This window comes from Flaviramulus basaltis, assembly GCF_900114265.1.
In the GTDB taxonomy this organism is placed as follows: Bacteria; Bacteroidota; Bacteroidia; order Flavobacteriales; family Flavobacteriaceae; genus Flaviramulus; species Flaviramulus basaltis.
Genome location: NZ_FPKV01000002.1, coordinates 358,916 through 381,943, shown reverse-complemented (window position 1 = coordinate 381,943; position 23,028 = coordinate 358,916). Strand labels below are relative to the sequence as shown.

16 protein-coding genes are annotated in these 23,028 nt (G+C 31.3%); 8 read left to right on the top strand and 8 right to left on the bottom strand.

Annotated elements, in window-relative coordinates:
• The first annotated feature begins 46 nt into the window (after positions 1–46).
• Both BT151_RS08350 and BT151_RS08345 read left to right on the top strand, forming a co-directional pair.
• Positions 47–907: an N-acetylglucosamine kinase gene (locus BT151_RS08350; protein ID WP_072401344.1), complete on the top strand. Its 861-nt coding sequence runs from the start codon at positions 47–49 to the stop codon at positions 905–907.
• Positions 908–933: 26 nt separating this feature from the next.
• The gene (locus tag BT151_RS08345; RefSeq protein WP_072401343.1) at positions 934–2,160 is read left to right on the top strand and encodes an ATP-binding cassette domain-containing protein; all 1,227 of its coding nucleotides are present in this window, start codon (positions 934–936) and stop codon (positions 2,158–2,160) included.
• A gap of 1 nt (position 2,161) precedes the next feature.
• Here the strand turns inward: BT151_RS08345 and BT151_RS08340 are convergent, their stop codons facing one another.
• Complete coding sequence (locus BT151_RS08340; RefSeq protein ID WP_072401342.1) at positions 2,162–3,085, bottom strand: LysR family transcriptional regulator; 924 nt, start codon at positions 3,083–3,085, stop codon at positions 2,162–2,164.
• A 91-nt stretch (positions 3,086–3,176) separates the two neighbouring features.
• Here BT151_RS08340 and BT151_RS08335 point away from each other — a divergent pair, with 91 nt between their 5' ends.
• The gene (locus BT151_RS08335) at positions 3,177–3,776 is read left to right on the top strand and encodes an NAD(P)H-dependent oxidoreductase (protein ID WP_072401341.1); all 600 of its coding nucleotides are present in this window, start codon (positions 3,177–3,179) and stop codon (positions 3,774–3,776) included.
• A gap of 217 nt (positions 3,777–3,993) precedes the next feature.
• On the top strand, positions 3,994–5,181 hold the full coding sequence (locus BT151_RS08330; RefSeq protein ID WP_072401340.1) for a T9SS type B sorting domain-containing protein: 1,188 nt from the start codon (positions 3,994–3,996) through the stop codon (positions 5,179–5,181).
• A gap of 29 nt (positions 5,182–5,210) precedes the next feature.
• On the opposite strand, the gene BT151_RS08325 is transcribed toward BT151_RS08330, so the two are convergent.
• The 5 genes from BT151_RS08325 to BT151_RS08305 all read right to left on the bottom strand — a co-directional run bounded on the left by BT151_RS08325 (position 5,211) and on the right by BT151_RS08305 (position 14,641).
• Positions 5,211–6,368: an autotransporter outer membrane beta-barrel domain-containing protein gene (locus BT151_RS08325; protein WP_072401339.1), complete on the bottom strand. Its 1,158-nt coding sequence runs from the start codon at positions 6,366–6,368 to the stop codon at positions 5,211–5,213.
• Between the two features lie 227 nt (positions 6,369–6,595).
• Positions 6,596–7,486 carry a transglutaminase family protein gene (locus BT151_RS08320; protein ID WP_072401338.1) on the bottom strand — a complete coding sequence of 297 codons (891 nt, stop codon included), beginning with the start codon at positions 7,484–7,486 and terminating at the stop codon, positions 6,596–6,598.
• 3 nt (positions 7,487–7,489) lie between these two features.
• Positions 7,490–10,048, bottom strand: a complete 2,559-nt coding sequence (locus BT151_RS08315) for a circularly permuted type 2 ATP-grasp protein (RefSeq protein ID WP_072401337.1) — start codon at positions 10,046–10,048, stop codon at positions 7,490–7,492.
• A 6-nt stretch (positions 10,049–10,054) separates the two neighbouring features.
• Positions 10,055–13,384 (bottom strand): transglutaminase family protein, encoded by a 3,330-nt coding sequence (locus BT151_RS08310; RefSeq protein ID WP_072401336.1) that lies wholly within the window; start codon positions 13,382–13,384, stop codon positions 10,055–10,057.
• A gap of 216 nt (positions 13,385–13,600) precedes the next feature.
• On the bottom strand, positions 13,601–14,641 hold the full coding sequence (locus tag BT151_RS08305) for a GMP reductase (protein ID WP_072401335.1): 1,041 nt from the start codon (positions 14,639–14,641) through the stop codon (positions 13,601–13,603).
• A gap of 145 nt (positions 14,642–14,786) precedes the next feature.
• Between BT151_RS08305 and BT151_RS08300 the strand changes: the two genes are divergently transcribed.
• Positions 14,787–16,202 (top strand): response regulator, encoded by a 1,416-nt coding sequence (locus BT151_RS08300; protein WP_072401334.1) that lies wholly within the window; start codon positions 14,787–14,789, stop codon positions 16,200–16,202.
• 3 nt (positions 16,203–16,205) lie between these two features.
• Here the strand turns inward: BT151_RS08300 and BT151_RS08295 are convergent, their stop codons facing one another.
• Positions 16,206–16,586 (bottom strand): RidA family protein, encoded by a 381-nt coding sequence (locus tag BT151_RS08295; protein WP_072401333.1) that lies wholly within the window; start codon positions 16,584–16,586, stop codon positions 16,206–16,208.
• Positions 16,587–16,617: 31 nt separating this feature from the next.
• Positions 16,618–19,374 carry a putative LPS assembly protein LptD gene (locus tag BT151_RS08290; protein ID WP_072401332.1) on the bottom strand — a complete coding sequence of 919 codons (2,757 nt, stop codon included), beginning with the start codon at positions 19,372–19,374 and terminating at the stop codon, positions 16,618–16,620.
• 198 nt (positions 19,375–19,572) lie between these two features.
• On the opposite strand from BT151_RS08290, the gene BT151_RS08285 reads away from it, so the two are divergent.
• From BT151_RS08285 to BT151_RS08275, 3 genes are read left to right on the top strand one after another with little or no spacing between them, the layout of a single operon-like run.
• Positions 19,573–20,694, top strand: coding sequence for an N-acetylmuramoyl-L-alanine amidase family protein (locus BT151_RS08285; RefSeq protein ID WP_072402606.1), 1,122 nt, complete (start codon positions 19,573–19,575; stop codon positions 20,692–20,694).
• Between the two features lie 50 nt (positions 20,695–20,744).
• Complete coding sequence (locus BT151_RS08280; RefSeq protein ID WP_072401331.1) at positions 20,745–21,692, top strand: MlaD family protein; 948 nt, start codon at positions 20,745–20,747, stop codon at positions 21,690–21,692.
• Positions 21,693–21,710: 18 nt separating this feature from the next.
• Positions 21,711–23,024, top strand: a complete 1,314-nt coding sequence (locus BT151_RS08275; protein ID WP_072401330.1) for a 4Fe-4S dicluster domain-containing protein — start codon at positions 21,711–21,713, stop codon at positions 23,022–23,024.
• The last annotated feature ends 4 nt before the right edge of the window (positions 23,025–23,028 follow it).

Sequence of the window (23,028 nt, the reverse complement as noted above, 5' to 3'; positions counted from 1 at the left end):
AGTTATTGTAATACAATATTCTGTGGAGTTTTTTTATCTTTAAATCATGGTTTTAATTGTTGATAGTGGTTCTACTAAATCCGACTGGATTGCTGTAGATAATAATGGTAATAAATTACTGGAAAAGATTCGTACTAAAGGTCTTAATCCAGCAATTCTTTCAGAAAAAAAATTAAAGAAAATAATTAAAAGCAGTGAAGATTTAAAGAGCAACAAAGAAAAAGTAACACATGTGTTTTTTTATGGCGCAGGATGTGGTACTGATAATGCGAAAAATCTTTTAAAAGGTGTTTTAGAAAGTATATTCGTAAATGCTCAAATAGAAGTTAATGAAGATACTTTGGCAGCAGTTTATTCAACCATTAATGAACCTACTGAAGCTGCAGTTGTTTGTATTTTAGGTACAGGATCTAATTGTAGTTATTTTGATGGCGAAAAGTTACACCAGCGTGTTAAATCTCTTGGTTATACGCTTATGGATGATGCTTCTGGTAATTATTATGGGAAACAACTTATTAGAGATTATTACTATAATCACATGCCTGTAAATGTTAAAATAGCTTTTGGTAGCAAATTTAATATGGATGCAGACTTTATAAAGTATAATTTATATAAGCAACCTAGTCCAAATGCATATTTAGCAAATTTTGCTGAGTTTATGTTTTTACAAAAAGATTCAGAATATACTATAGAGCTTATAAAAAAAGGTATCAGATTGTTTGCAACAAATATGATTATGCAATACAAAGAAGAACTTAAAACTGTTCCTGTACATTTTGCAGGTTCAATAGCGTATTTTGCTCAAAAAGAAATCACTGAAGTTGCTGAGGAAATGGGCTTTAAGGTCGGTAATTTTCAACGCAGACCTATTGATGGTTTAATACCATTCCATACTAAAGATTTATAGTATTTATAAATATTTTTAAACCATATATGTACAAACACATAGCGGTTTACATATCAAATAAAGACAATAAGGGTAAACTTATAGAACGCCTTATGTCTGGTAAACTTATTAGTGCAATTTCCAATTTGGAAGGTGCACTTTTTTCTGAAATAACTTTAAATAAGTTTATTGCTGAAGAAATTCGTCATGGAAGTTTTAATGTTAAAACAGAAACGAATAATAGTTTACAATATTCTTCTGAAGGTGAACGTAAAAAGGCCTTGTTAACACATATAATTTCTCGAAATCCAGAATTTATTGTTGTCGATAATGTGTTTGGCAATTTAGATGTTAATGCACAAATTGAAATAGAAAAAACTCTTAGGGATTTAAGTCAAAAAATACCTGTTATACAAATTACAAATAGGAAAAATGAAATCCTTTCATTTATAAAAAATAACTTTCAACTTCAAGGTGAGAATCTTGTAGCATTTGAAAACATTCCAGAATCACAAGATAAAAGCAAAAACGAAAGTTTTATTCATGCTTTACCCAAACCAGAAAATCCAGTAAAGGAACGTTATAACTCTATTGTTGAGTTTAATAATGTTTCTGTGACTTACGGAGGCAGAAACATTATAAATAACATAAATTGGAAAATTAAACCAGCAGAATTTTGGCATTTAAAAGGACCAAATGGTTCTGGGAAAAGTACCATTTTAAGTATGATTTTTGGAGATAATCCCAAGGCTTACGGACAAAATATCACCTTGTTTGGTGTTAAAAAAGGAAGTGGTGAAAGTGTTTGGGAAATTAAGCGTAAAATAGGTTATTTCTCATCAGATATGTTGAGAGGTTTCTCGCGTTTAGATGCCATAGGGAACATGATTGTTTCTGGTTTTGCCGATACTATTGGGTTGTATAAAACACCAACAAACGAGCAAATTAAAATAGCACAACAGTGGTTACATGTTTTAGATATGTTTGATATTAGAAAACAACCTTTTTTGTCGTTATCAAAAGGGCATCAACGTTTGGTTTTAATAGCCAGAGCTATGGTTAAAAACCCACCGTTACTTATTTTAGATGAACCTACAAATGGACTAGATGATGCCGATGCTAAATTGTTTACTAAGCTAATAAACAAAATAGCAGCGGAAAGTAACACTGCTATATTATATGTTTCTCATAGAAAGGAAGAAAATTTAAAACCTCATTTTATTTTTGAATTAGTACCAGAAAACACAGGCTCAATTGGTAAACAAATTCAATAAGCTATAAAGCGTGCTGTACTTCGCTTTTCATTTTTGCTTTAAATATGCTTTGAACCACATTTAGTTCCTTTTTGTATTTTAAGTCGGTTCTAGATGCAAAATACAAGGTGTTTTCGGTTTTAATTTTTCCATCCCAAACCAACTTGATTTCATTTTTTGCAATCGCATCTTCACATAAAAAATCAGGAACCAAAGCCAATCCTGTTCCATTACTTAAACATCTAATAATCGAACTTATATTTGGTAATATATAATTAGGCTTAAAAACGGGTCGTTTGCCAAAATTCTCAAACCAAAAGCGTCTAAAATGTTCCATTTCATTAGAAGCGCTGTACCAAGTATTTAGCTGAAATTCATTTTCCAAGGCTTTCCAATTGCTATCATTCAACTGCTTATCTATTTGTGTGGTATCTGTTTTAATTCCTGCAATTAAAATGATTCTTTCTTTCGAAAAAGCAGTGTAATCAACCAACGATTTTTTGTCAATTTGCTTTCTAGGTGTAATCACTAAATCTAAAATACCGTTATTTAAATCTTTAATTAAATCGGTGTGAACTCCAAATTTGGCTACTAAATCAAAATTTAGCTTAGAGATTTCAGGCTCAATAATTAGTTGAAACATTTCAGAACACATCCCTATATGTAAAGATGGATTCTTCTCTTGAGTCGTTTTTTTAAAATGCTGTTCTGCTATTTCTAATTTATTAATCGATTCAATAATATATTCATATAAAAACTTTCCGTCTTCGGTTGGAATCATTTTTCTAGAAGTGCGTTCAAATAATTTTTTACCAACATAAGCCTCTAAAGCATTTAAATGCACGCTTACTCCTGGTTGTGATGCGTATAAAGCAATAGAGGCTTTGGTTAAGGTTCCATTTTCATAAATTTCTTTAAATGTTCTATACCATTCTAAATTCACCATGTTATTAATATTTTAATACAAAGGTATGATTTGTATTATTTTTATAATGTAAATAAGCGTCTTATTTTTGCTAAAAATTAATAAGAAATAAATGAAAAACATTTTTATAATAAATGGAAGCCATCCTTTTGCGCATTCTGGAGGAAAGTTTAACGAAACACTTTTTAATACTACAAGTAAATATTTTGAATCTTTAAATGGGTTTGCGGTTAAATCTACACAAGTAGGCGATGTATATGACCCGAAAGAAGAAGTAGAAAAATTTAAATGGGCAGATATTGTTATTTACCATACGCCAATTTGGTGGTTTCAATTGCCTTTTGGTTTTAAAAATTATATAGATGTTGTATTTACAGAAGGTCATCAAAATGGTATTTATAGTAGCGATGGAAGAAGCAGAAAAAATCCTGAAATAAATTACGGAACAGGTGGATTGATGCAAGGAAAAAAATACATTTTAACAACAAGTTGGAATGCACCCAAAACAGCATTTACTTTAGAAAACGAATTTTTTGAACAAAAAAATGTAGATGAAGGAGTTATGTTTGGGTTTCACAAAATGAATACTTTTACTGGTATGGAATTATTAGCAACCCATCATTTTCATGATATGGAAAAAAATGCTGATGTGCCTTTAGAGTTAAAAGAATACAATGATTTTTTGGATGGAGTGATTGATAATACTAAATAAAAGATATTCAGTAGTTAAACGGATTAAATAAATTTAAGTGTTTTTTTGAAAGGCTCGTTTTAGGGTTTGTGTATGGCTTATTAGGTTGGTAAGAACTAAATAAGTAAAAGAAAGGAAAGAAAAGTAAAAACAGTTTGTTCTTTAGTAGAGATACTTAGTGTAACTCTTTTTTCACTATTTTTGATTTGTACTATATATTTATGAGGCAAAAAAAATAATGAAAAAAAGCATAATAATAAATCTGTTAATTTCATTTTTTATAGAAATTGCTATAGGACAAACTACTAACATCGGAGAGGTATATGTAAGTTTAAATACAGATGTAAGTTTTGTTGATGACTTTAATAATACAACTACTGGTGAATTTTGGAACAATGGAAGTGTTTATTCGTATCGTAATTGGAATAATGACGGCATAGTTGATTTTTCGATTTTTAATCTAGACAGCGGTTTAACAAGTTTTGTTGGAAATGAGAGTCAAATTATTTCTGGAACTAATTTCAATTACTTATATAATACTCTATTTGATAACTCATTAGGAGAAATGTCATTTAATTTACTTGGAGATATAAGTGTTTCTAATGAATCTGATTTCACATTTGGTATTGTGGATAACAAATTATCAAGCGGAATGTTTGTTTTTGAACAAAATGCATATCACATCAGTGTTAGTAATGATAGTCATATAAATGGGGATGTTATTAAGGTAGGTGATAATTCTTTTGATTATCCTATTGGTGATAGTAATTATTATAGAAGCGCCAGTATTTCTGCTCCTTCTTTAAATAATGATATTTTTATAGGAGAATATTTTTATGAAAATACTAATAATGAATATACTGTTAATAATTTAGGTACAAACTTGACTCTTGTAGATAATGCTGAATATTGGGTTATAGAACGTTTTACAGGAACAAGTCAAGTATTAGTGACTCTTTCCTGGAGCAATGAAACAACTCCCAGTGAAATTTTAGTTGAACCATTAGAGGCGATTCATATTGCTCGTTGGGATAGTACTTTACAATTATGGATCGATCAAGGAGGTGTTCAAGATATAATTAATCAATCTGTAAGTGCATTGGTGGAAAATTATGGGGTGTTTACTTTAGCGAGGGTAAAAGACAATGTTGAAATAGATTTCCCTTTATTTTTTACTCCTAATTACGATGGACACAATGATACTTGGAATGTTAATCAATCTGAGAATATAGAAGTTATTTCAATTCATATTTTTGATAGATATGGTAAATTACTAAAACAAATAAGTCCTAATGGTATAGGTTGGGATGGCACTTATAATGGAAAACGATTAACAGCAACAGATTATTGGTTTATGGCTAGTTATAAAGATTTAAATGATAACACCATAAAACAGTTTCGATCTCATTTTTCTCTTAAATATTAAAGATTTTAGTTGATAAGCGTCTCCCTCTATTAATACTGGAATACTGTTACCCTGAAAGTTGCAGGTGGAGCGTCTGAGTCTGAAGGATTATAGCTGCTGTTTCTTTGTTTGATAGTTATAACATTTGGAGAACTTACCCAAGCTATATAGTAAGCAAATGTAATCATAGCAGCTGGAGGAACACCCAAACAAAGTACATCTCCAATATTAGCTCCAGCTAATGTTATAGTTAATTCAGGTTGATTAATAACTCTACGATCAGGAAAATCTAAGACAGCGGTTGTACTTAAAGATCTTCTTATTGCTGTTCCTCCATTACCAATAATCACATTACCATTTACTTCTAATGTAGCAGATGGTGTGTTAGTTCCTATACCTACATCACCTAATGTGTAAATATCTTCAGTATTGTCTGTAGCAGGACCATTATCATCAACTCCGTTCCAAGGTTCTATGGCTAAGCCTGTTGAGGCTAAAATGGTAGTGTTGATTCCTGTTGCGTCTGTAAATGTGTAAGAGCCGTCCCCATTATTGGTTAATGATCCAGAAGTTAAAGTCGTTTGTGTATTATCTTCAGACGTATAGGTAAACGTGCCATCATTATTATCAACTAAAGTAGTTGTTGTTTCCGTTGCTCCTCCAATAGTAATTGATATTCCAAAATCATCAGTAATAGTATACGTTCCATCAGAATTATCTATAACAGACGTTAGCTTAGCATCAAATGTTGTTACTGTATTTGCTGCATTTGTATAAGTAAATGTGCCATTATTATTATCTATTAAATCTCCATCCGCATCAAAAGTAGTTTGTGTATTGTTTTCTGAAGTATATGTGAAAGTACCATCATTATTATCAACTAAAGTAGTTACAACTCCATTTGAATCATCCGAATTAATTAGTCTTAACCATTTTGAACCATTCCAATAATGATAACCTTCTATTAAATCACCAGAAGCTTTTGTATTATAAACTAATAGGCTAATGGGGTTGCTTAATAAATCTGAGCTAATGGTAGTGGTATCAGTAGAATTTTGAAGTGTTACTCTGGGAATAAGTATTCCTTTATCATTAGAAACAACATCTAATTGTGCAGATTCATCAGGAAATGTTGTACCAACTCCCATCTGCGCGTAACTCATTATAGTTATTAATAAAGCTAATAAAATCAAGTAATATTTTCTCATTTATATGTGTTTTTTAATGCTTTTTAAGTAAATATAATATTTATTAAAAACTGAATGGACAAATTTATAATTTTAGTAAATTTTTTCGAAATGTGAAAATTCACATCTGTTTTTGTCTAATAATTAATTGTTTTACAAATGATTGATATGAAATAATTTTAATGTTAAACGAAGTTAGCTATTTTTTCTGACAATTTTAGATTTGGTAAAATGTATCAAAAAAAACACTAAAGTGCAGGCCTTATATCAACAGCAACTTTCATTTTATTTTTACCTGTGCTATAAATAACGCCTTTAAGAGGTGGAACATCATAATAATCTCGCCCGTAAGACACGACAATATGTTGGTTTTTGGGTATTTGATTGTTTGTAGGATCGAAATCTACCCAACCAAAATTTGGGATATAAACAGAAAACCAAGCATGAGAAGCATCGGTTCCTATTAGTTTTACTTTTCCTGGAGGTGGTAGTGTTTCAATATAACCACTTACATATCTTGCTGGTAAACCTACAGAGCGCACGCAAGCAATAGCAATTTGAGCAAAATCTTGACAAACGCCTTTTTTCTCCTTTATAACATCATGAATAGGTGTGGCTACATTGGTAACTTTGGTATTAAACTCAAATTCGTTGTAAATGCGTTGCATTAACTCGTAAGCTGCTTCAAAAATAGAACGATTTGGTTTAAAAGACACTTCGGCGTAAGCTTTAATTTCTGGTGTTATTTTAGCTATAAGTATAGATTCTAATACAAACTGTTTAATGTCTAATAACTCTGGGTTTATTTGTTTTAAAGCTATTACAGCTTGATTTAAGGTGATTCTTTGTCCGTCGAAATTGTCGTAAATATCTGGTACTAAACTAGAGTCTCTTATAATTTTGCTATGTGCGGTAACTTTTAATTTTTTATGATATTTCTGTATTGAAAAACGAGTAACTGTATTTCCGAAAAAATCTAATTTATCCGAAATTTCAGTGGGTTTAGGGCTTATTTCTAGATTATATTCCACTAAAGTTTGACCTAACATATGCTTAGGCTTTAACGTGGCAATGTTATGACAAAAAGTAACCCCACTTTGGTAATTATAACTTGTTGTATGTGATAATTGATAGATCATTTTTTAAGCCAGTGGGAAATTTTGATTTACCAACTGTTTTTGTTGGTAAGAGTGATTAAAATAAGTATCTGAAATTGCTAAAGATGTTTTGTGAAGTAGCTTACTTAAACTAGCCAATGCTTCATCAAGATTTTCTCTTAAAGTGCCATCATCATTTACTTGTAACAACGAAGTAATGGATAAACTTTCTATTTTATTATTTGCCTCAGCAATATATTTTTGACATGTTGAAAAATTAAGTGTTGTTTCAGAATGTGGTAACCTGTTTATATCCTTTTGAATACGTTTTATTTGATAGGATAGAGATTTTCCATATTCCTTATCTAATAATATTAGATTAATAACATTATCTAAACTTAAATGCGAGCGGTAGCTATATCTGTAAATATTTAAACTTTCATGGCTTGTTAGTAATGATTCTAAAATATCATATTGAAGATTTTCTTCGTAGTTAAAAACGATAAGCGATCTGCATTTAGCAACAGTCATGGTAGCTTGTTCTGTTTGTAAACCAATAAAATATAAAAGTAAGCCTTGATTAACTAAAATACTTTCTTCTATAAGTCCCATAAAAGCAATTAACCGCGTAATAATACGATCTAATAGTTTTATTAGTTCTGCAATAGAATAATCATCATCTTCTTTAAATTTACGCCATAATTTTTTAATGCCATCAAAAACACGCCACATGTCTTTAGACCATAAACTTCGTAAGGAGTAATAAGAATTGTTGAAGCTACTCATAGTTTGCGCAAAACTTCCAGATCGCTTCTCATCCATCATTAAAGAAATAATTTCTTTTAATGGGTTCCTTAAAATATCTTCTGAACCTTCTCCAACAAAACCAGGAAATGTGGAGGTTATATTAGTTATAGATTGATATAGGAAGACTAAGCTTTTAGATTCCGATTTTCTATTATTATATTGCCCTTGATTCATTCTATTAAGAACCATTCGTAAATACCTTGCGGTTACTAATGCACGACCTAAATAGCGTCCAGACCAATATAAATTTTCGGCTGTATTACTAGGTAAATCGTTTATATCTGAAATGGAAATTCTACACGTACTATCCCATGAATAATTTTGAATATTCGTTTGAGGATCATCTGTAACAATCCAAAAATCTTTACTTACGCCACCGCGCTGGTTTGAAACAAATAAATTTTCACGTTCTGCAGCAACACGTACTAAACCACCAGGCATAACACTGTAAGTATCATTTCTAGCAATGGCAAAAGTTCTGCACATGACTTTTCTAGGTTCTAAAGCACCTTCTATAAAATCTGGTGCGGTAGAAAATGATATTTTTTCTTGAGCTACAAATTTATAAGGTGTTGCTAGAATTTCTTTTTTTAAAGTTTCTATAGCTTTTGCGTCTAAAAACTCACAGAAAAATATGTTTTCTCTGTTAGATCGGTCAATACGTTTTACAACTAAATCATTTAAATGATTTAGAACATAATCGCACTCTTTTTCTTGTCCGCACCACCATGATGCTATTTGTGGTAAGATTAAATCTTCCTTTAAAAAATAATTACAAATGGCGTTCATAAAAGGAATAAGCCCAGAGTTTTCTAAAACACCGCTACCAATTGGGTTTATAATAGCCACTTTTTGTTCTCTAATAACATCTAATAAACCCGCAACACCTAAATAAGAATCTTCTCTTAGTTCCAACGGATCCATAAAAACATCATCAACTCTCCTTAAAACAACATCAACTTGTTTGAGTTCTTTTAAGGTTTTCATCCAAAGCTTTCCATTTCTAACCACTAAATCGTTACCAGTAACTAAAGGATATCCTAAAAAAGAAGCCATATAAGCATGCTCAAAATAGGTTTCGTTTAAAGGCCCAGGCGTTAATATAACAATGTTAGGATTGTTTTTGTTTTGCGGAGCAGCCTCAATAAGCATCTGGTTAAACTCATAGAAAAACTTAGAGGGTTGCTTAACATTAATATCTTGAAAAACATTTGGTAAAACACGACTTAAAGAGTATCTGTTTTCTAAGGCATAACCCATACCAGAAGGTGCTTGTGTACGGTCGTTTACAACCCACATACGACCATCTGGACCTCTTGCTAAATCTGCCGAATGGATAAGTAAATTTTTAGCCGTTTTATATTGAATTTGGTCGCATTGTCTTAAAAAACCACGATGTGCAAAAATAACTTCTTGCGGTATGATGCCGTTTTTTATAAGCTCTCGCTTTCCATAAATATCTTTTAAAATTAAGTCTAATAATTCTGCCCTTTGGGTGATACCTTTTTTTACAGTTTCCCATTCTTTTTGATGAATAAGAAAGGGTACAATGTTTAAATTCCAAGAGCGTTGCATGCCTTTTGGATCGTTATAAACATTATAAGTCACACCATTTTCGTCCATTAACCAATTAATCTCGTTTTGTTTGGCTAACAAATTATCGGTACCCATTTGAGTTAGATTGCTAAGCAACTTTTCCCAATTGGGATTAATAGACATATTAGATTTTAATACTTCATCATAATTTTTGAAATCGGAAAAATAATTTTGAAATAATGTATTTGAACCTATGGGCATAGAGTATTATTTTTTTCTTAAATCGAGCGTATTTGGAAACTCGAAATTAATTGGCAGCTCTTTATACATAAATTGTTTGGAGCTTGTTTGTTGTTTTATTTGCTCAAATTCTTCTGTGCTAATGGTATCATCTTTATCTGGAACAATATCACCTTGTGTATGACCAAGACTCCAAAAACGATTGATTCTTCTTGATTCAGCCTCAAAACTATTTACAGGATAGGTTTCATACGATCGACCACCAGGATGTGCTACAAAATAAGTGCAACCACCAATGGAGTGTTTGTTCCAAGTATCTACAATATCAAAAACTAAAGGCGCATCAACACCAACTGATGGATGCAAAGAAGAGTAAGGATTCCAAGCTTTATAACGTATGCCTGCAACATATTCTCCTTTTACGCCTGTGCTTTTTAATGGCACTTTAACACCGTTGCAAGTTACAACATATCTTTCATTAATAAAGTTAGACACTTTTATTTGAATGCGTTCTAGCGACGAATCTACATATCTAGCTGTACCACCTCCAGTCATTTCTTCACCCAACACATTCCAAGGCTCAATAGCTGCACGTAATTCTATATGAACATTATTAATAGTTGTCATGCCATGAAGTGGAAATCTAAACTCAAAAAATGGATCAAACCAATCTTCTTTAAAGGCGTAACCCGCTTTATTAAGTTGATTAACAATATCTTTAATATCTTCTCTTACAAAATGTTCAATTAGAAATTTATCATGTAGTTCTGTTCCCCAACGCACTAAATCATGTTCATAAGGTGTTTTCCAAAACCAAGCGACAAGTGTTCTAACCAATAAGTTTTGCATTAAACTCATTTGAGGATGCGGTGGCATATCAAAAGCACGAAGCTCAAGAATACCTAAACGACCTGATGAAGAATCTGGTGAATATAATTTGTCAATACAAAATTCTGCACGGTGTGTATTTCCTGTTAAATCTGTTAATAAGTGGCGAAACAATCTATCGGTTAACCAAAAAGGAACTTCACCATATTTTGGAATTTGACTGAAAGCAATTTCTAACTCGTATAAGTTTTCCATACGCGCTTCGTCAATACGTGGCGCTTGACTAGTGGCACCAATAAAAGCACCCGAAAATAAATATGATAAACCAGGATGATGTTGCCAAAAAGTTAATAAACTTCGTAATAAACTCGGTTTACGTAATAAAGGACTATCTGCAGGCGAAACACCACCAAGCGTTACGTGATTACCACCACCAGTACCTGTGTGTTTACCATCAAGCATGAATTTTTCTGTGCCTAATCGAGATTGTTTTGCGTGTTCGTATAATGTAAGCGTATTATGCGTGAGTTCTTTCCAATTTTTTGCAGGATGTACATTAATTTCAATAACACCAGGATCTGGAGTTATTTTCATAGACTCTAATCTATTATCTTTTGGAGGATCGTAGCCTTCTAAAACAACAGGAATATTAAGTTCTTTTGAAGTTGCTTCGATTGCTGTAATTAAGTCCAAATAAAATTCAGCAGCATCTAAAGGCGGTAAAAACAAATGTAATTTTTCATCTCTAATTTCAGCACATATTGCAGTACGAATAAAATAATCTGTTTTGTTTTTATCTGGACCTTTAAACTTTGTTTGTTTATAACGCCTAGAAACATGGTTATCATAATTTGTAAACGCTTCAGGTTCTGAAAACAAGTCCGGTTCAAATTTTGGAAATTCTTTTTGTTTAGGTTCTTGTATGAGTGAATTAAGAGGTAAGCGTAATCCAATTGGTGAATTTCCAGGAATTAAGAATATGTTTTTTCTTCTAAATTGCCAATCGCAAGTATACCAATCACCTTCCGAATTATTTAAAGGCAACACATAACCAATGGGTTTTGAAGTGCCTTCTTTTAGTATTTCTTTTAATTTATCCTTAACTAATAAATTCCCGTTTTCTTTTGTTGGATCAATATCAATAGGCATTTGTTCTTCTTGCCAAAGAAAATAAAAGCTATCTTCATAAGCAGGATTAATAAGCCAATCTGAAACTCCTAAATATAGCGATAAGGTACTTAAGAATTTTTTATCGGCGTCTTTTGGTAATTTAGGATTATCTGAAAAAAGGGATAATAACTTCTTGTTTTTCCAGATAGCTTTTCCATCTTTTCTCCAACATATTTCAATAGACCAACGTGGAAGTGGCTCACCAGGATACCATTTACCTTGCGCTTGATGCAAAACACCACCTTTACCAAATTCATCATACAATCTAGCAGATAGATTTTTTGCTAATTCACGTTTATGTTCGCCATCGGCATCGGTATTCCATTCAGGCGATTCCATATCATCAATAGAAACAAAAGTAGGTTCGCCACCCATAGTTAGGCGTACATCTCCTTGTTCTAATTCTTCTTCTACTTTAAAACCTAAATCGTAAATAGCTTTCCATTGGTCCTCGGTATACGGTTTGGTAACTCTTGGAGATTCAAAAATTCGTTTTACTGAATTTTCATAAAAGAATTCCGTTTCACAAACATCAGTCATTCCTGTTACTGGAGCAGCACTTTCAAATGATGGTGTACAGGCTAGAGGAATATGCCCTTCGCCAGCTAATAGGCCAGAAGTGGCATCAAAACCAATCCATCCAGCACCTGGGATATAAACTTCTGCCCAAGCATGTAAATCGGTAAAATCTTCTTCTGGACCAGAAGGGCCATCTAATGATTTTTCATCAGATTTTAATTGTACTAAATAACCAGAAACAAAACGTGCACCAAAACCTAAATGACGAAGTACTTGCACAAATAACCAAGCATAATCTCTACAAGATCCATTTTTTTGTCCTAGAGTTTCTTCGCAGGTTTGCACACCCGGATCCATTCTAATATTATACTTTAAGAACTCGTATATTTTTTTATTTATATCTATTAAAAAATAGATGGTTTTTCTTGGAGTTAAATCAATTGTTTTAAGAAACTCTTTTAATAACGGACCATCATCAGTAACTTCTAAATAGGGAAGAAGCTCTTTTTGTGTGGTTTCTAAATATGTAAAAGGAAACTCTTCGGCATATTCTTCAACAAAAAAATCGAAAGGATTTATGGTTTTTAAATCGGCTATAATTTCAATATCTACAGAAAGTTCTTTTGTTTTATCTGGAAAGGTTAAACGTGCCAAATAATTCCCGAAAGGATCTTGTTGCCAATTGAAAAAATGATTTTCAGGTTTTATTTTTATTGAATAAGCTTCTATGGGTGTTCTGCTGTGTGGTGCAGGGCGTAATCTAAAAATATGTGGCGATAATGAAACTGAACGATCGTACTTGTATAATGTTTTATGAGAAATTACAATTTTTAACGCCATAAATGTTTTGGGTTTTAAGGACTGTTTATTTGAAAATATGTTAAACTAAAAATACACTATTTTTTTAGCTTAAAGTCATGTAAATTTCAAAAGTGACTATTATTAATAAGATTGTAAATATTAACCATTTAAAATGATGATATGATGAGTTTAAGGTTCAATTATTTTAGTATCATTAAAAAAATAATACTAAACAAGTTTGTTTTGGATTAAATATTATAGGTTATAGATTCTGTTTTCTTGCTCGTTAACCCTAATAAACGTAGTACGTTTTGTAAGCTCTTTTAGTCTAGATGCTCCAACATAAGTGCAGGTGCTTCTTAAACCGCCTAAAATATCTTGTAAAGTGTTTTCAACAGAACCTTTGTACGGAACTTCAACAGTTTTACCTTCACTAGCTCTATATTCTGCTACTCCACCAACATGTTTTTCCATAGCGGTAGATGAGCTCATGCCGTAAAATTTTCTAAAAGGCTTCCCTTGTTTTTCAATCATTTCACCACCACTTTCATCATGTCCAGCTAGCATGCCACCAAGCATAACAAAATCGGCTCCAGCACCAAAGGCTTTTGCTATATCGCCAGGTATTGTGCAACCTCCGTCACTAATTATTTGTCCGCCTAAACCATGTGCAGCATCTGCACATTCAATAATAGCAGACAGTTGCGGATAGCCAACACCTGTTTTTACTCGTGTTGTACAAACAGAACCCGGACCAATACCAACTTTAACAATATCTGCTCCAGAAAGCAATAATTCTTCAACCATTTCGCCTGTAACGACATTACCAGCAATAATGACTTTATTTGGATATAATTCTCTTGTGCGTTTTACAAAATCTGCAAAATATTCCGAGTACCCATTCGCAACGTCAATACAAATAAATTTTATGTAAGGATTAAACTTAAAAATGTTTGAAAGCTTTTCATAATCTTGTTTTCCTATACCTGTACTTACTGCAATATTTGAAGCTGTTTCTTCAGATATGGTAGACGAAAATATATTCCAATCATTTATTGAATAATGTTTGTGTATGGCAGTGAATAATTTTTTTTCAGATAATGCTTTTGCCATTTCAAAAGTGCCTACAGTATCCATATTTGCTGCCATTATTGGTATGCCAGACCAACTATAAGGACTATGTAGAAATTTAAATTCTCGTTCTAAATTTACTTCCGATCTGCTTTTTAAAGTGGAGCGTTTTGGACGAATCATGACGTCTTTAAAGCCCAGTTTTATATCATTTTCTATTCGCATGTATAATTGATTATAGGTGGGCTAAAAATACAATTTTTTCAACTTTAAAATTATAAAAAATTAGATGAATTGTAAAGTTTAATTGCCAATAATACTTTTGCGAGTTAATATATTTATAGATATGTTTGTTAAAACGTACTTATAAATGAGTTTTTTTCCTAAGTCTTTTAAATCCATTAAAATAAAAAATAAACTATCGTTTTTTATTTTGTTTTCAATAGTTACTATTCTTTTTGTAGGATACTTATTTCTTGAAAAGAAGATTTATATAGAAAGTGTTGCAGTATTTCTATTTGTTCTTTCTATTGTTCAAGTTCTTGCTCTACAGTATTTCTTTAAAAATCAGTTAAAAAATGATGTTATTAAGGATAATCTTAAACTAAGAATAGATGAGTTTAAAGAAGATTTAGAGATTTTTGATAACGAATCAGACCATACATATTTATCAAATATGAGCTATGAAGTCCGAACGCCTTTAAACACCGTTTTAGGTATGTTGGATATGCTAAAACAAACAGATTTAAACAGTGATCAAAGTTTGAAATTAGAAATTGCAGAATACTCTTCAAAACATCTGCTGCAATTATTTAATATGGTGATAAATAATGCTGAAATAGGAGCTAAGGAGTTCAAACTAAACTTATCGACTGTAGATTTAAAATTGGACTTAACAAAACTTTTTAAAGTTTTTGAATATCAAGCTTGGGAAAGAGATTTGGACTTTGAGTATGAATTTTTATCAGAAGAAAAGAAAGACAGGTTTTTGGTTTTGACAGATTCAGAAAGAATACAACTCATATTAATAAATTTAGTTAATAACGCTATTAAGTTTACCGAGTCAGGGAAAATATCAATTATTGTAGATCAAACCATAGAAATTGATGATCATCAAATAATAACTTTTTACATAAAAGATACTGGTTTGGGTATGACACCAGAAGAAATCATACACTTTTTTGATAATTCTGTGAAAGCCACCTCTAATAAATTTAGTTTAAACGAGCATAGAGGTTGGGGTGTTGGCTTGTCTATTTCATATCAGTTAGTTAAACTCATGGGAGGTGAGCTAAAACTAGAAAGTAAAGAAAGCGAAGGGTCTACTTTTTATTTTAGTTTGCAGTTGAAGAAAACATTGAATATTAAAACTCAAGAAGAGGTTTTTAGTCCTGTTTTATTTGAGAAGTTTAATGTTTTGGTAGCTGAAGATAATAGAACAAATCAAAAAGTAATTAAATTCTTATTAGAACGTGAAGGCGCTCAATGTACATTCGCAAAAAATGGGCTGGAAGCATTACAACTTTATAAGATATTAGATTTTGATATGATTTTTATGGATATATACATGCCTGATATGGATGGCTATGAAGCAACTAAATTCATTAAAGAAACAGATAAGTATGCTCTTAAAACAACACCTATAATTGCAGTTTCTGCTAGCGCTTTTGATGAAGATATTGAAAAAGCAAAACTATCTGGAATTGATGATTTTTTAGCAAAACCTATAGAGGTTAAAAAACTAAAAGAACTACTTATTAAATACTCAAAAAAGTCTTCTGTTTAATATTTATTTAACAGCAATCATGCTAATTTCAACATTAACATTTTTTGGTAGTCTTGCTACTTGTACAGTTTCGCGTGCTGGAGCATTTGCCTCATCAAAATAGCTTCCATACACTTCATTAATTAATGCGAAATCATCCATATTACTAATAAAAATAGAGGATTTCACAACATTGCTAAAAGTCATACTCGCAGCATCTAAAACAGCTTTAAGATTTTCCATAACTTGTTTAGTCTCTGTTTTTATATCATCTAAAACCAGTTCATTTGTTTTAGGGTTGAATGCAATTTGACCAGAAGTATAAAGTGTATTTCCAGATAAAACAGCTTGGTTATAAGGACCAATTGGAGCTGGTGCATTTGGAGTTGTTATAATTTTTTTCATTTTATTAATGTTTAAATGTAAGATTGAAATTTTACAATCGAATATCTGGTTGTCTTCTTTTTTCGTATTTAAGATCTTTTAAAATACTAGATTTTATACCTATGAAGAAATTCCAAGACGTTCTTGTACTAAAAGGAATCCAACTAAAATTCATTCTCCAACTTAATAAATCACGTTCAAAACGTAATTGTGTATAGGTGAATCCTGCGTTTTTTAAATCGTAACCAGATGAAGCACCAATAGACCATTTTTCTGATAATTCAAGATCACCAGAAAACATAAGTGAGTGAGAAGAAATTTCATTTTGTCGCCTTGAATTCGAATAATTAACAGCATAGGCTATTCTTAGGTTCCACGGAATTTTGTAATTATAAAACTCGCTAGGTACATCATCCTCATCTTTTTTATCACTTTTTATTTGCTGATCTGCAAAATCTTCAGATATACCAAATAAGTCATCATCACGACCACCACTTCTAACGTTTTCATCAATACCTTTTTGTTTGCCTTTATCATTAGCACCATCACCTTTTTTACTAGAAAGTGACCAACTAGCTGTAAGGTTTGCACTTGTAAGCCTGAAAAGACTACCACCATTATCAATATTGAATTTGTCAATTCTATTATTGTTATTGTCTAAGGCATAAGGATCTAGAGTTGCACCAAAGTTAACACTCATTTTGTTTTTAAAAAGTTGCGTACCACCACTCATTCTTACAGGGCTCCATTGTAAAGAATCACCAGCAAAATTATATGAAGTAGAGAAGTTTAAGTTGTTTAATAAAATGATTTTTTTAGGCTCTGTAGCGGTACTGTCTTTATCTCTAACTTTTGCTTCAAGATTATTAGAAACGGAAATACCCATGGAACTTGAGAAATTCTTGTTCGGACTCCCAAAAATACCTTGTTCAAAACGAGAATAATCTACTTCGCTAGTTGTTAGCCCATCTGCACTAATAACCTCATAAGAATCATAATATTTATCAAAAGCTGGATTAATATTATAACTAATTGAAGGCCTCATAACATGCCTAATCTTTTGTATTTTAGGATCTTTTCCTTCTTTTTCAAAGTCAAACATACCGTAAATGGTAGTTCCAATACTTGTACTAAAGTTATAAGTTCTAAACGTATCAAACCCATTTACTGTTGTTGTTACAGCTTTTCTATCAACGGGATCAAAAGTTTTATCTATAGTTTTAAAAGTCCAAACTTCATTATAATTAGTACTCGCACTCATACTAAAATATTTAAATACTTTAAAGTTAGTACTTAACGGAATAGTGTGTTGAAAACCAGCTTTAGCATCATCAAACATTTCTTTTTTGAAGAATAAAGAATCGGTTGTTTGAATTCTATTTTCGGCACGTAAATTATATTGCAAATTAATGTTTTGAATAATCCCTTTTTTAGAACCTTCTTTTGATGCTAAAGGGTATATTCTGCCAACACTCCCTTGAAATGTAGGAAGCGTCATGTTTATGGTTTCCGTATTCGTATTTTGAGAATGTGTAGCAGTTAAACTTACATTAACTTGGGGTTCACCTTCAAATGACTTAGAATAAGAAACTGAAGATGATAAGGTGTTATTTAAAAAGGCACCAGAATTTACTTGATTTACAGAACTACGATAATAAGTGCTACTTCCTAAGTTTACCGAAGCAGAAAAACGAGAACTTGGATTTGCTTTTGAATCTTGACTATGCGACCAGCGTAAATTATATATAGTATTTCTCGCATAATCTGGGAAACCACGTTCGCTAGTAATTAGATTTTCGTATCTAAAACCTACATTACCTCTAAAGCGATAACGTTTTGCATAAGTACTTTCTAATCGGGTTCCATAACTACCATTGGTGTAATAATCACCTAAAACGGCTAAATCAACATAATCGCTTATAGCAAAATAATAACCACCGTTTTGTAAAAAGAAGCCACGGTCGTTTTGTTCACCAAAACTTGGTATAATGACTCCAGAAGTTTGTTTTTCACTTTGTGGAAAAAAGCCAAAAGGTAATCCTAATGGAGTTGGCACATCATATATAAATAGATTAGCTAAGCCAGTTACAATTTTTTTGCCTGGTACAATTTTAGCTTTTCTAAGTTTTATGTAATATTCTGGGTCTTCTAGATTTTCTGAAGTGGTATATTTTGCATTCTTTAAAAAGTAAACCGAATCGTTTTCTTTTTTAGTTATTGATGCTATAACAGTACCTTCTCCTTGTTCTGTTTTAGAATTATAAATAAGTGCTTTTTTGCTTTCAGTATTAAAAACAATAGAATCTGGTTCAACTACATTACTTCCTTGAGTAAAAACAGGTTTTTGCGTGTAACCTTCAATGGAGTCTGTAATCCCTTTAGCGTAAACCGTATTTTTTGTATAATCAATGGTTATGTTACCAGCCTTTATATTCATATCGCCGTAATCTATAGTGGCTTCATTGTATAAATATAGCTTTTGGTTTTTTTGACTGAATCTTGTATAATCTTTGGCGTGGTATTTAACAATATGTTCTAAAAGATCTTTCTTTGGCTTTACAGAATCTGTTAAAGTTGAATCTTGACTCTTTTCTGATATTTCGGGAATAGAAAGACTATCAGAGCTAATCACTAAGCTGTCTTTTACACTTGGAGCAATCGTTTTTCCTTTTTTAGGAATATCTTGCGCGAAGCTTAACGTGTTAATAAACACTGTAAAACTTAATGCAAAAAGTATTTTAAAGTTGTTTGTACGCAACGCTTTTAAATGTATTTTTGTAAAAGTATGGCTCGGTTTTTGAAAAGCCAAAATTACATATATTTTTTTGGGATTGATTTAATATTTAATTAAAAATTTTAAATTAAAACTCTAGTCAATTTCAAAGGGTAATAAACTAAGTTTTTTAATCGTTAAACCCTTATCAAACACGTATGTTTAAAAAATTTTCATTAAAATGATGTATCTGGATATTATATGAGATTGATTAAAAAAAACAATATTTACGAAATGAAAACGAAAGGACTATTACTTTTCGTATGTGCAATACTAGTATTAATATTTTCTTCATTTATAAACAAAAGCGAAATTAAGCATTCAAAAGAGTTTGTTGTTGTTTTAGATGCTGGGCATGGCGGTAAAGATCCTGGGAATTTAGGAAATGGGTACAGAGAAAAAGATATTGCTCTTAAAGTAGTTTTAGCAATAGGGAAGGAATTAGAAAAGAACCCAAACATTAAGGTTCTTTACACACGTAAAAGTGATGTTTTTGTAGATTTATTTGTAAGAGGGAAAATTGCAAACAAAGCAAATGCAGACTTATTTGTCTCTGTTCATTGTGATTCGCATACAAGTCAAGCCTATGGAGCGGGAACATTTGTTTTAGGAACACATAGAAACCAAACAAATTTTGAGGTTGCTAAAAAAGAAAATTCCGTAATTTTCCTTGAGGATGATTATGAAAAAAATTATGCCGGTTTCGATCCTAATTCACCAGAATCTGTAATGAGTATTCTTGTGAGTTTAGAGGAGTATCTAGACCAGAGCATACAATTAGCAAGCTTAATTCAAAATAATTTTTCTAATAAATTAAATCGAAAAAATCGAAAAGTTAAGCAGGCAGGTTTTATAGTATTACATCAAACAGTAATGCCAAGTGTTTTAATAGAGTTAGGATTTTTAACTAATAAAAATGAAGGCGCTTATTTGAATTCTAAAAATGGACAAAATGAAATGTCTACTGCCATTGTTAATGCTATTCTTGAATATAAAAAGCGTTTAGATGAAAATATAGGGAATGATTACAGTGTTGATGATGATATTGAGGAAATAAATGAATTTGAAGATGATACAACTCAAAGTATAAGTGATGTTGTGTTTAAAATTCAAATAGCAGCCAGTTCAAAAGCACTTGAAACAAAACCTTATAATTTTAAAGGATTAGAAACTATTTCTAGATTAAAAGAAGGTAATCTTTATAAATATTTTTATGGTAATACAACTAATTATCAAGAAACTAAAACACTAGAAGACGAAGCTAGAAAAAAAGGTTATACCTCCTGTTTTATAGTCGCTTATAAAGATGGAAAAAAAATAGCATTAATTGATGCCATAAAATCAACTGCTAATTAGACCAGTTCTTTTTAAATTTATATTAAATTTGTTTTTCAAACACATTTATTTTGAAGATATCAAAAGAAGTTAAAACAGGCATACTGGTATTATTAGGAATCATCCTTTTTATTTTTGGTTTTAGTTATTTAAAAGGTAAAAACCTTTTAGAATCCACCAATATTTATTACACAGAGTTTAATTATAATGCGTTAAGTAAATCATCTCTAGTTACTGTTAAAGGTAATTCGGTAGGTAAGATTACAGACATTATATACGACTATAAAACAGGAAAGACTAGAGTTGCTTTTTTTGTAAACGAACAACTAAAGTTTTCAAAAAATAGTATTGTTAGAATGTACGAAACCGGCTTAATGGGCGGTAATGGTTTGGCTATTATTGTAAGTGATGAAGGTGAAATGGCTAAACCTGGTGATATTCTACAATCTGAGGTTGAAGTAGGTCTTGTAACAAGTCTATCAAAAAATTTCTCTGGATTAAGTACCGATTTAAATTCAACATTAAAATCAACAGATACATTAATGTCTAGTTTAAATAAATTGGTAACAGACGAATCTTCAAAAGGACTTAAAGCCACAATTAAAGAACTAAACGAAACACTTAAGTCATTTAAAAATACTTCAAATTCTGTTAATGGTTTAATTGCTCAAAATGATGATAAAATTGCTGAAATTCTTGAAAAATTTAAAACTACTAGTAATGATTTAGCATTAATGACAGATGAATTAAAAGATGCTAACATTGGCAATACTGTTGAAACTTTAAAAACAACATTAACAAATTTAAACGGTTTGTTAGAGAAAGTTAATAATGGTGAGGGCTCAATAGGAAAGTTGCTTAAAGATGAAGGTTTGTACAATAATTTAGAAGGTGCAACTTTACAGTTAGAGCAATTACTAGAGGATATGAAGCTAAATCCAAAACGTTACGTGCATTTTTCTTTGTTTGGTAAAAAAGCAAAGCAGTATGATGCAGAAGGTAACGAAATTAAAAACTAAGCTAAACTAAAATATAGTATGAATTACATCGCGAATATAATCTTCATTGTTATACTAACTTTTGGTATTGGTTTTTTTGTAAAAAATGTAAAAAAACTATTCCGTAATATAAAGTTAGGACAAGATGTAGATGTTAGTGATAATAAATCACAGCGTTTAAAAAACATGGCTTTGATAGCCTTAGGACAAAGTAAAATGGTACGCCGCCCTATTGCTGGATTTTTACATGTTATCGTTTATGTTGGTTTTATAATTATAAATATTGAAGTTTTAGAAATTATAATAGATGGTGTTTTTGGTACACATAGAATTGGCTTAACAGTTTTACCTATTTCCTTATATAGTTTTTTAATTGGAAGTTTCGAAGTTTTGGCTGCTTTAGTGTTTATATCGGTAATTCTATTTTGGATTCGTAGAAACATTATGAAATTAAAACGTTTTTGGAAAAGCGAAATGACAAGTTGGCCAAAAAACGATGCTAATTATATTTTGTACTTCGAAATGGTTTTAATGACACTGTTTTTGGTAATGAATGCAACAGATATTCATTTTCAAGACATGAATTCGGGTAATATAGTCAGTCAATATATAGCGCCATTATTTTCTGGTTTATCAGAAAACGCAATACATATTATAGAAAGAGGAGCTTGGTGGGCACATATAGTTGGTATTTTAATATTCTTAAACTATTTGTACTACTCAAAACATCTTCACATATTATTAGCGTTTCCAAACACGTATTATGGTAAATTAACTCCAAAAGGGCAGTTTAATAATGTTGAAGCTGTTACTAAAGAAGTAAAAATGATGATGGATCCAAACATCGATCCATTTGCTGCACCAGCAGAAGGAACCGAAGGCGAAATGCCAGCAAAGTTTGGAGCTAGCGATGTTCAAGATTTAAGTTGGGTTAGTTTACTAAACGCCTATACTTGTACTGAGTGTGGACGTTGCACTAGCGAATGTCCTGCAAATCAAACTGGCAAAAAGCTATCGCCTAGAAAAATAATGATGGATACTAGAGATCGTCTAGAAGAAGTTGGTAAAAATATAGATGCTAATAAAGGTGAGTTTAAAGAAGATGGAAAACAACTTCTAGATAATTATATAACTCGGGAAGAATTATGGGCATGTACCTCATGTAATGCATGCGTTGAAGCTTGTCCAGTAAGTATCGATCCGTTATCAATCATTATGGAAATGCGTCGTTATTTAGTTATGGAGCAGTCTGCTGCACCAGTAGAATTAAATAACATGATGACCAATATTGAAAATAATGGTGCGCCATGGCCTTACAACCAAATGGATAGATTAAACTGGAAAAACGAATAGTTTA

Excerpts from the sequence above, each read along its gene's own strand:
- BT151_RS08350 (WP_072401344.1), top strand. The coding sequence starts at position 47 with ATGGTTTTAATTGTTGATAGTGGTTCTACTAAATCCGACTGGATTGCT.
- BT151_RS08345 (WP_072401343.1), top strand. The coding sequence starts at position 934 with ATGTACAAACACATAGCGGTTTACATATCAAATAAAGACAATAAGGGT.
- BT151_RS08340 (WP_072401342.1), bottom strand. The coding sequence starts at position 3,085 with ATGGTGAATTTAGAATGGTATAGAACATTTAAAGAAATTTATGAAAAT.
- BT151_RS08335 (WP_072401341.1), top strand. The coding sequence starts at position 3,177 with ATGAAAAACATTTTTATAATAAATGGAAGCCATCCTTTTGCGCATTCT.
- BT151_RS08330 (WP_072401340.1), top strand. The coding sequence starts at position 3,994 with ATGAAAAAAAGCATAATAATAAATCTGTTAATTTCATTTTTTATAGAA.
- BT151_RS08325 (WP_072401339.1), bottom strand. The coding sequence starts at position 6,368 with ATGAGAAAATATTACTTGATTTTATTAGCTTTATTAATAACTATAATG.
- BT151_RS08320 (WP_072401338.1), bottom strand. The coding sequence starts at position 7,486 with ATGATCTATCAATTATCACATACAACAAGTTATAATTACCAAAGTGGG.
- BT151_RS08315 (WP_072401337.1), bottom strand. The coding sequence starts at position 10,048 with ATGCCCATAGGTTCAAATACATTATTTCAAAATTATTTTTCCGATTTC.
- BT151_RS08310 (WP_072401336.1), bottom strand. The coding sequence starts at position 13,384 with ATGGCGTTAAAAATTGTAATTTCTCATAAAACATTATACAAGTACGAT.
- BT151_RS08305 (WP_072401335.1), bottom strand. The coding sequence starts at position 14,641 with ATGCGAATAGAAAATGATATAAAACTGGGCTTTAAAGACGTCATGATT.
- BT151_RS08300 (WP_072401334.1), top strand. The coding sequence starts at position 14,787 with ATGAGTTTTTTTCCTAAGTCTTTTAAATCCATTAAAATAAAAAATAAA.
- BT151_RS08295 (WP_072401333.1), bottom strand. The coding sequence starts at position 16,586 with ATGAAAAAAATTATAACAACTCCAAATGCACCAGCTCCAATTGGTCCT.
- BT151_RS08285 (WP_072402606.1), top strand. The coding sequence starts at position 19,573 with ATGAAAACGAAAGGACTATTACTTTTCGTATGTGCAATACTAGTATTA.
- BT151_RS08275 (WP_072401330.1), top strand. The coding sequence starts at position 21,711 with ATGAATTACATCGCGAATATAATCTTCATTGTTATACTAACTTTTGGT.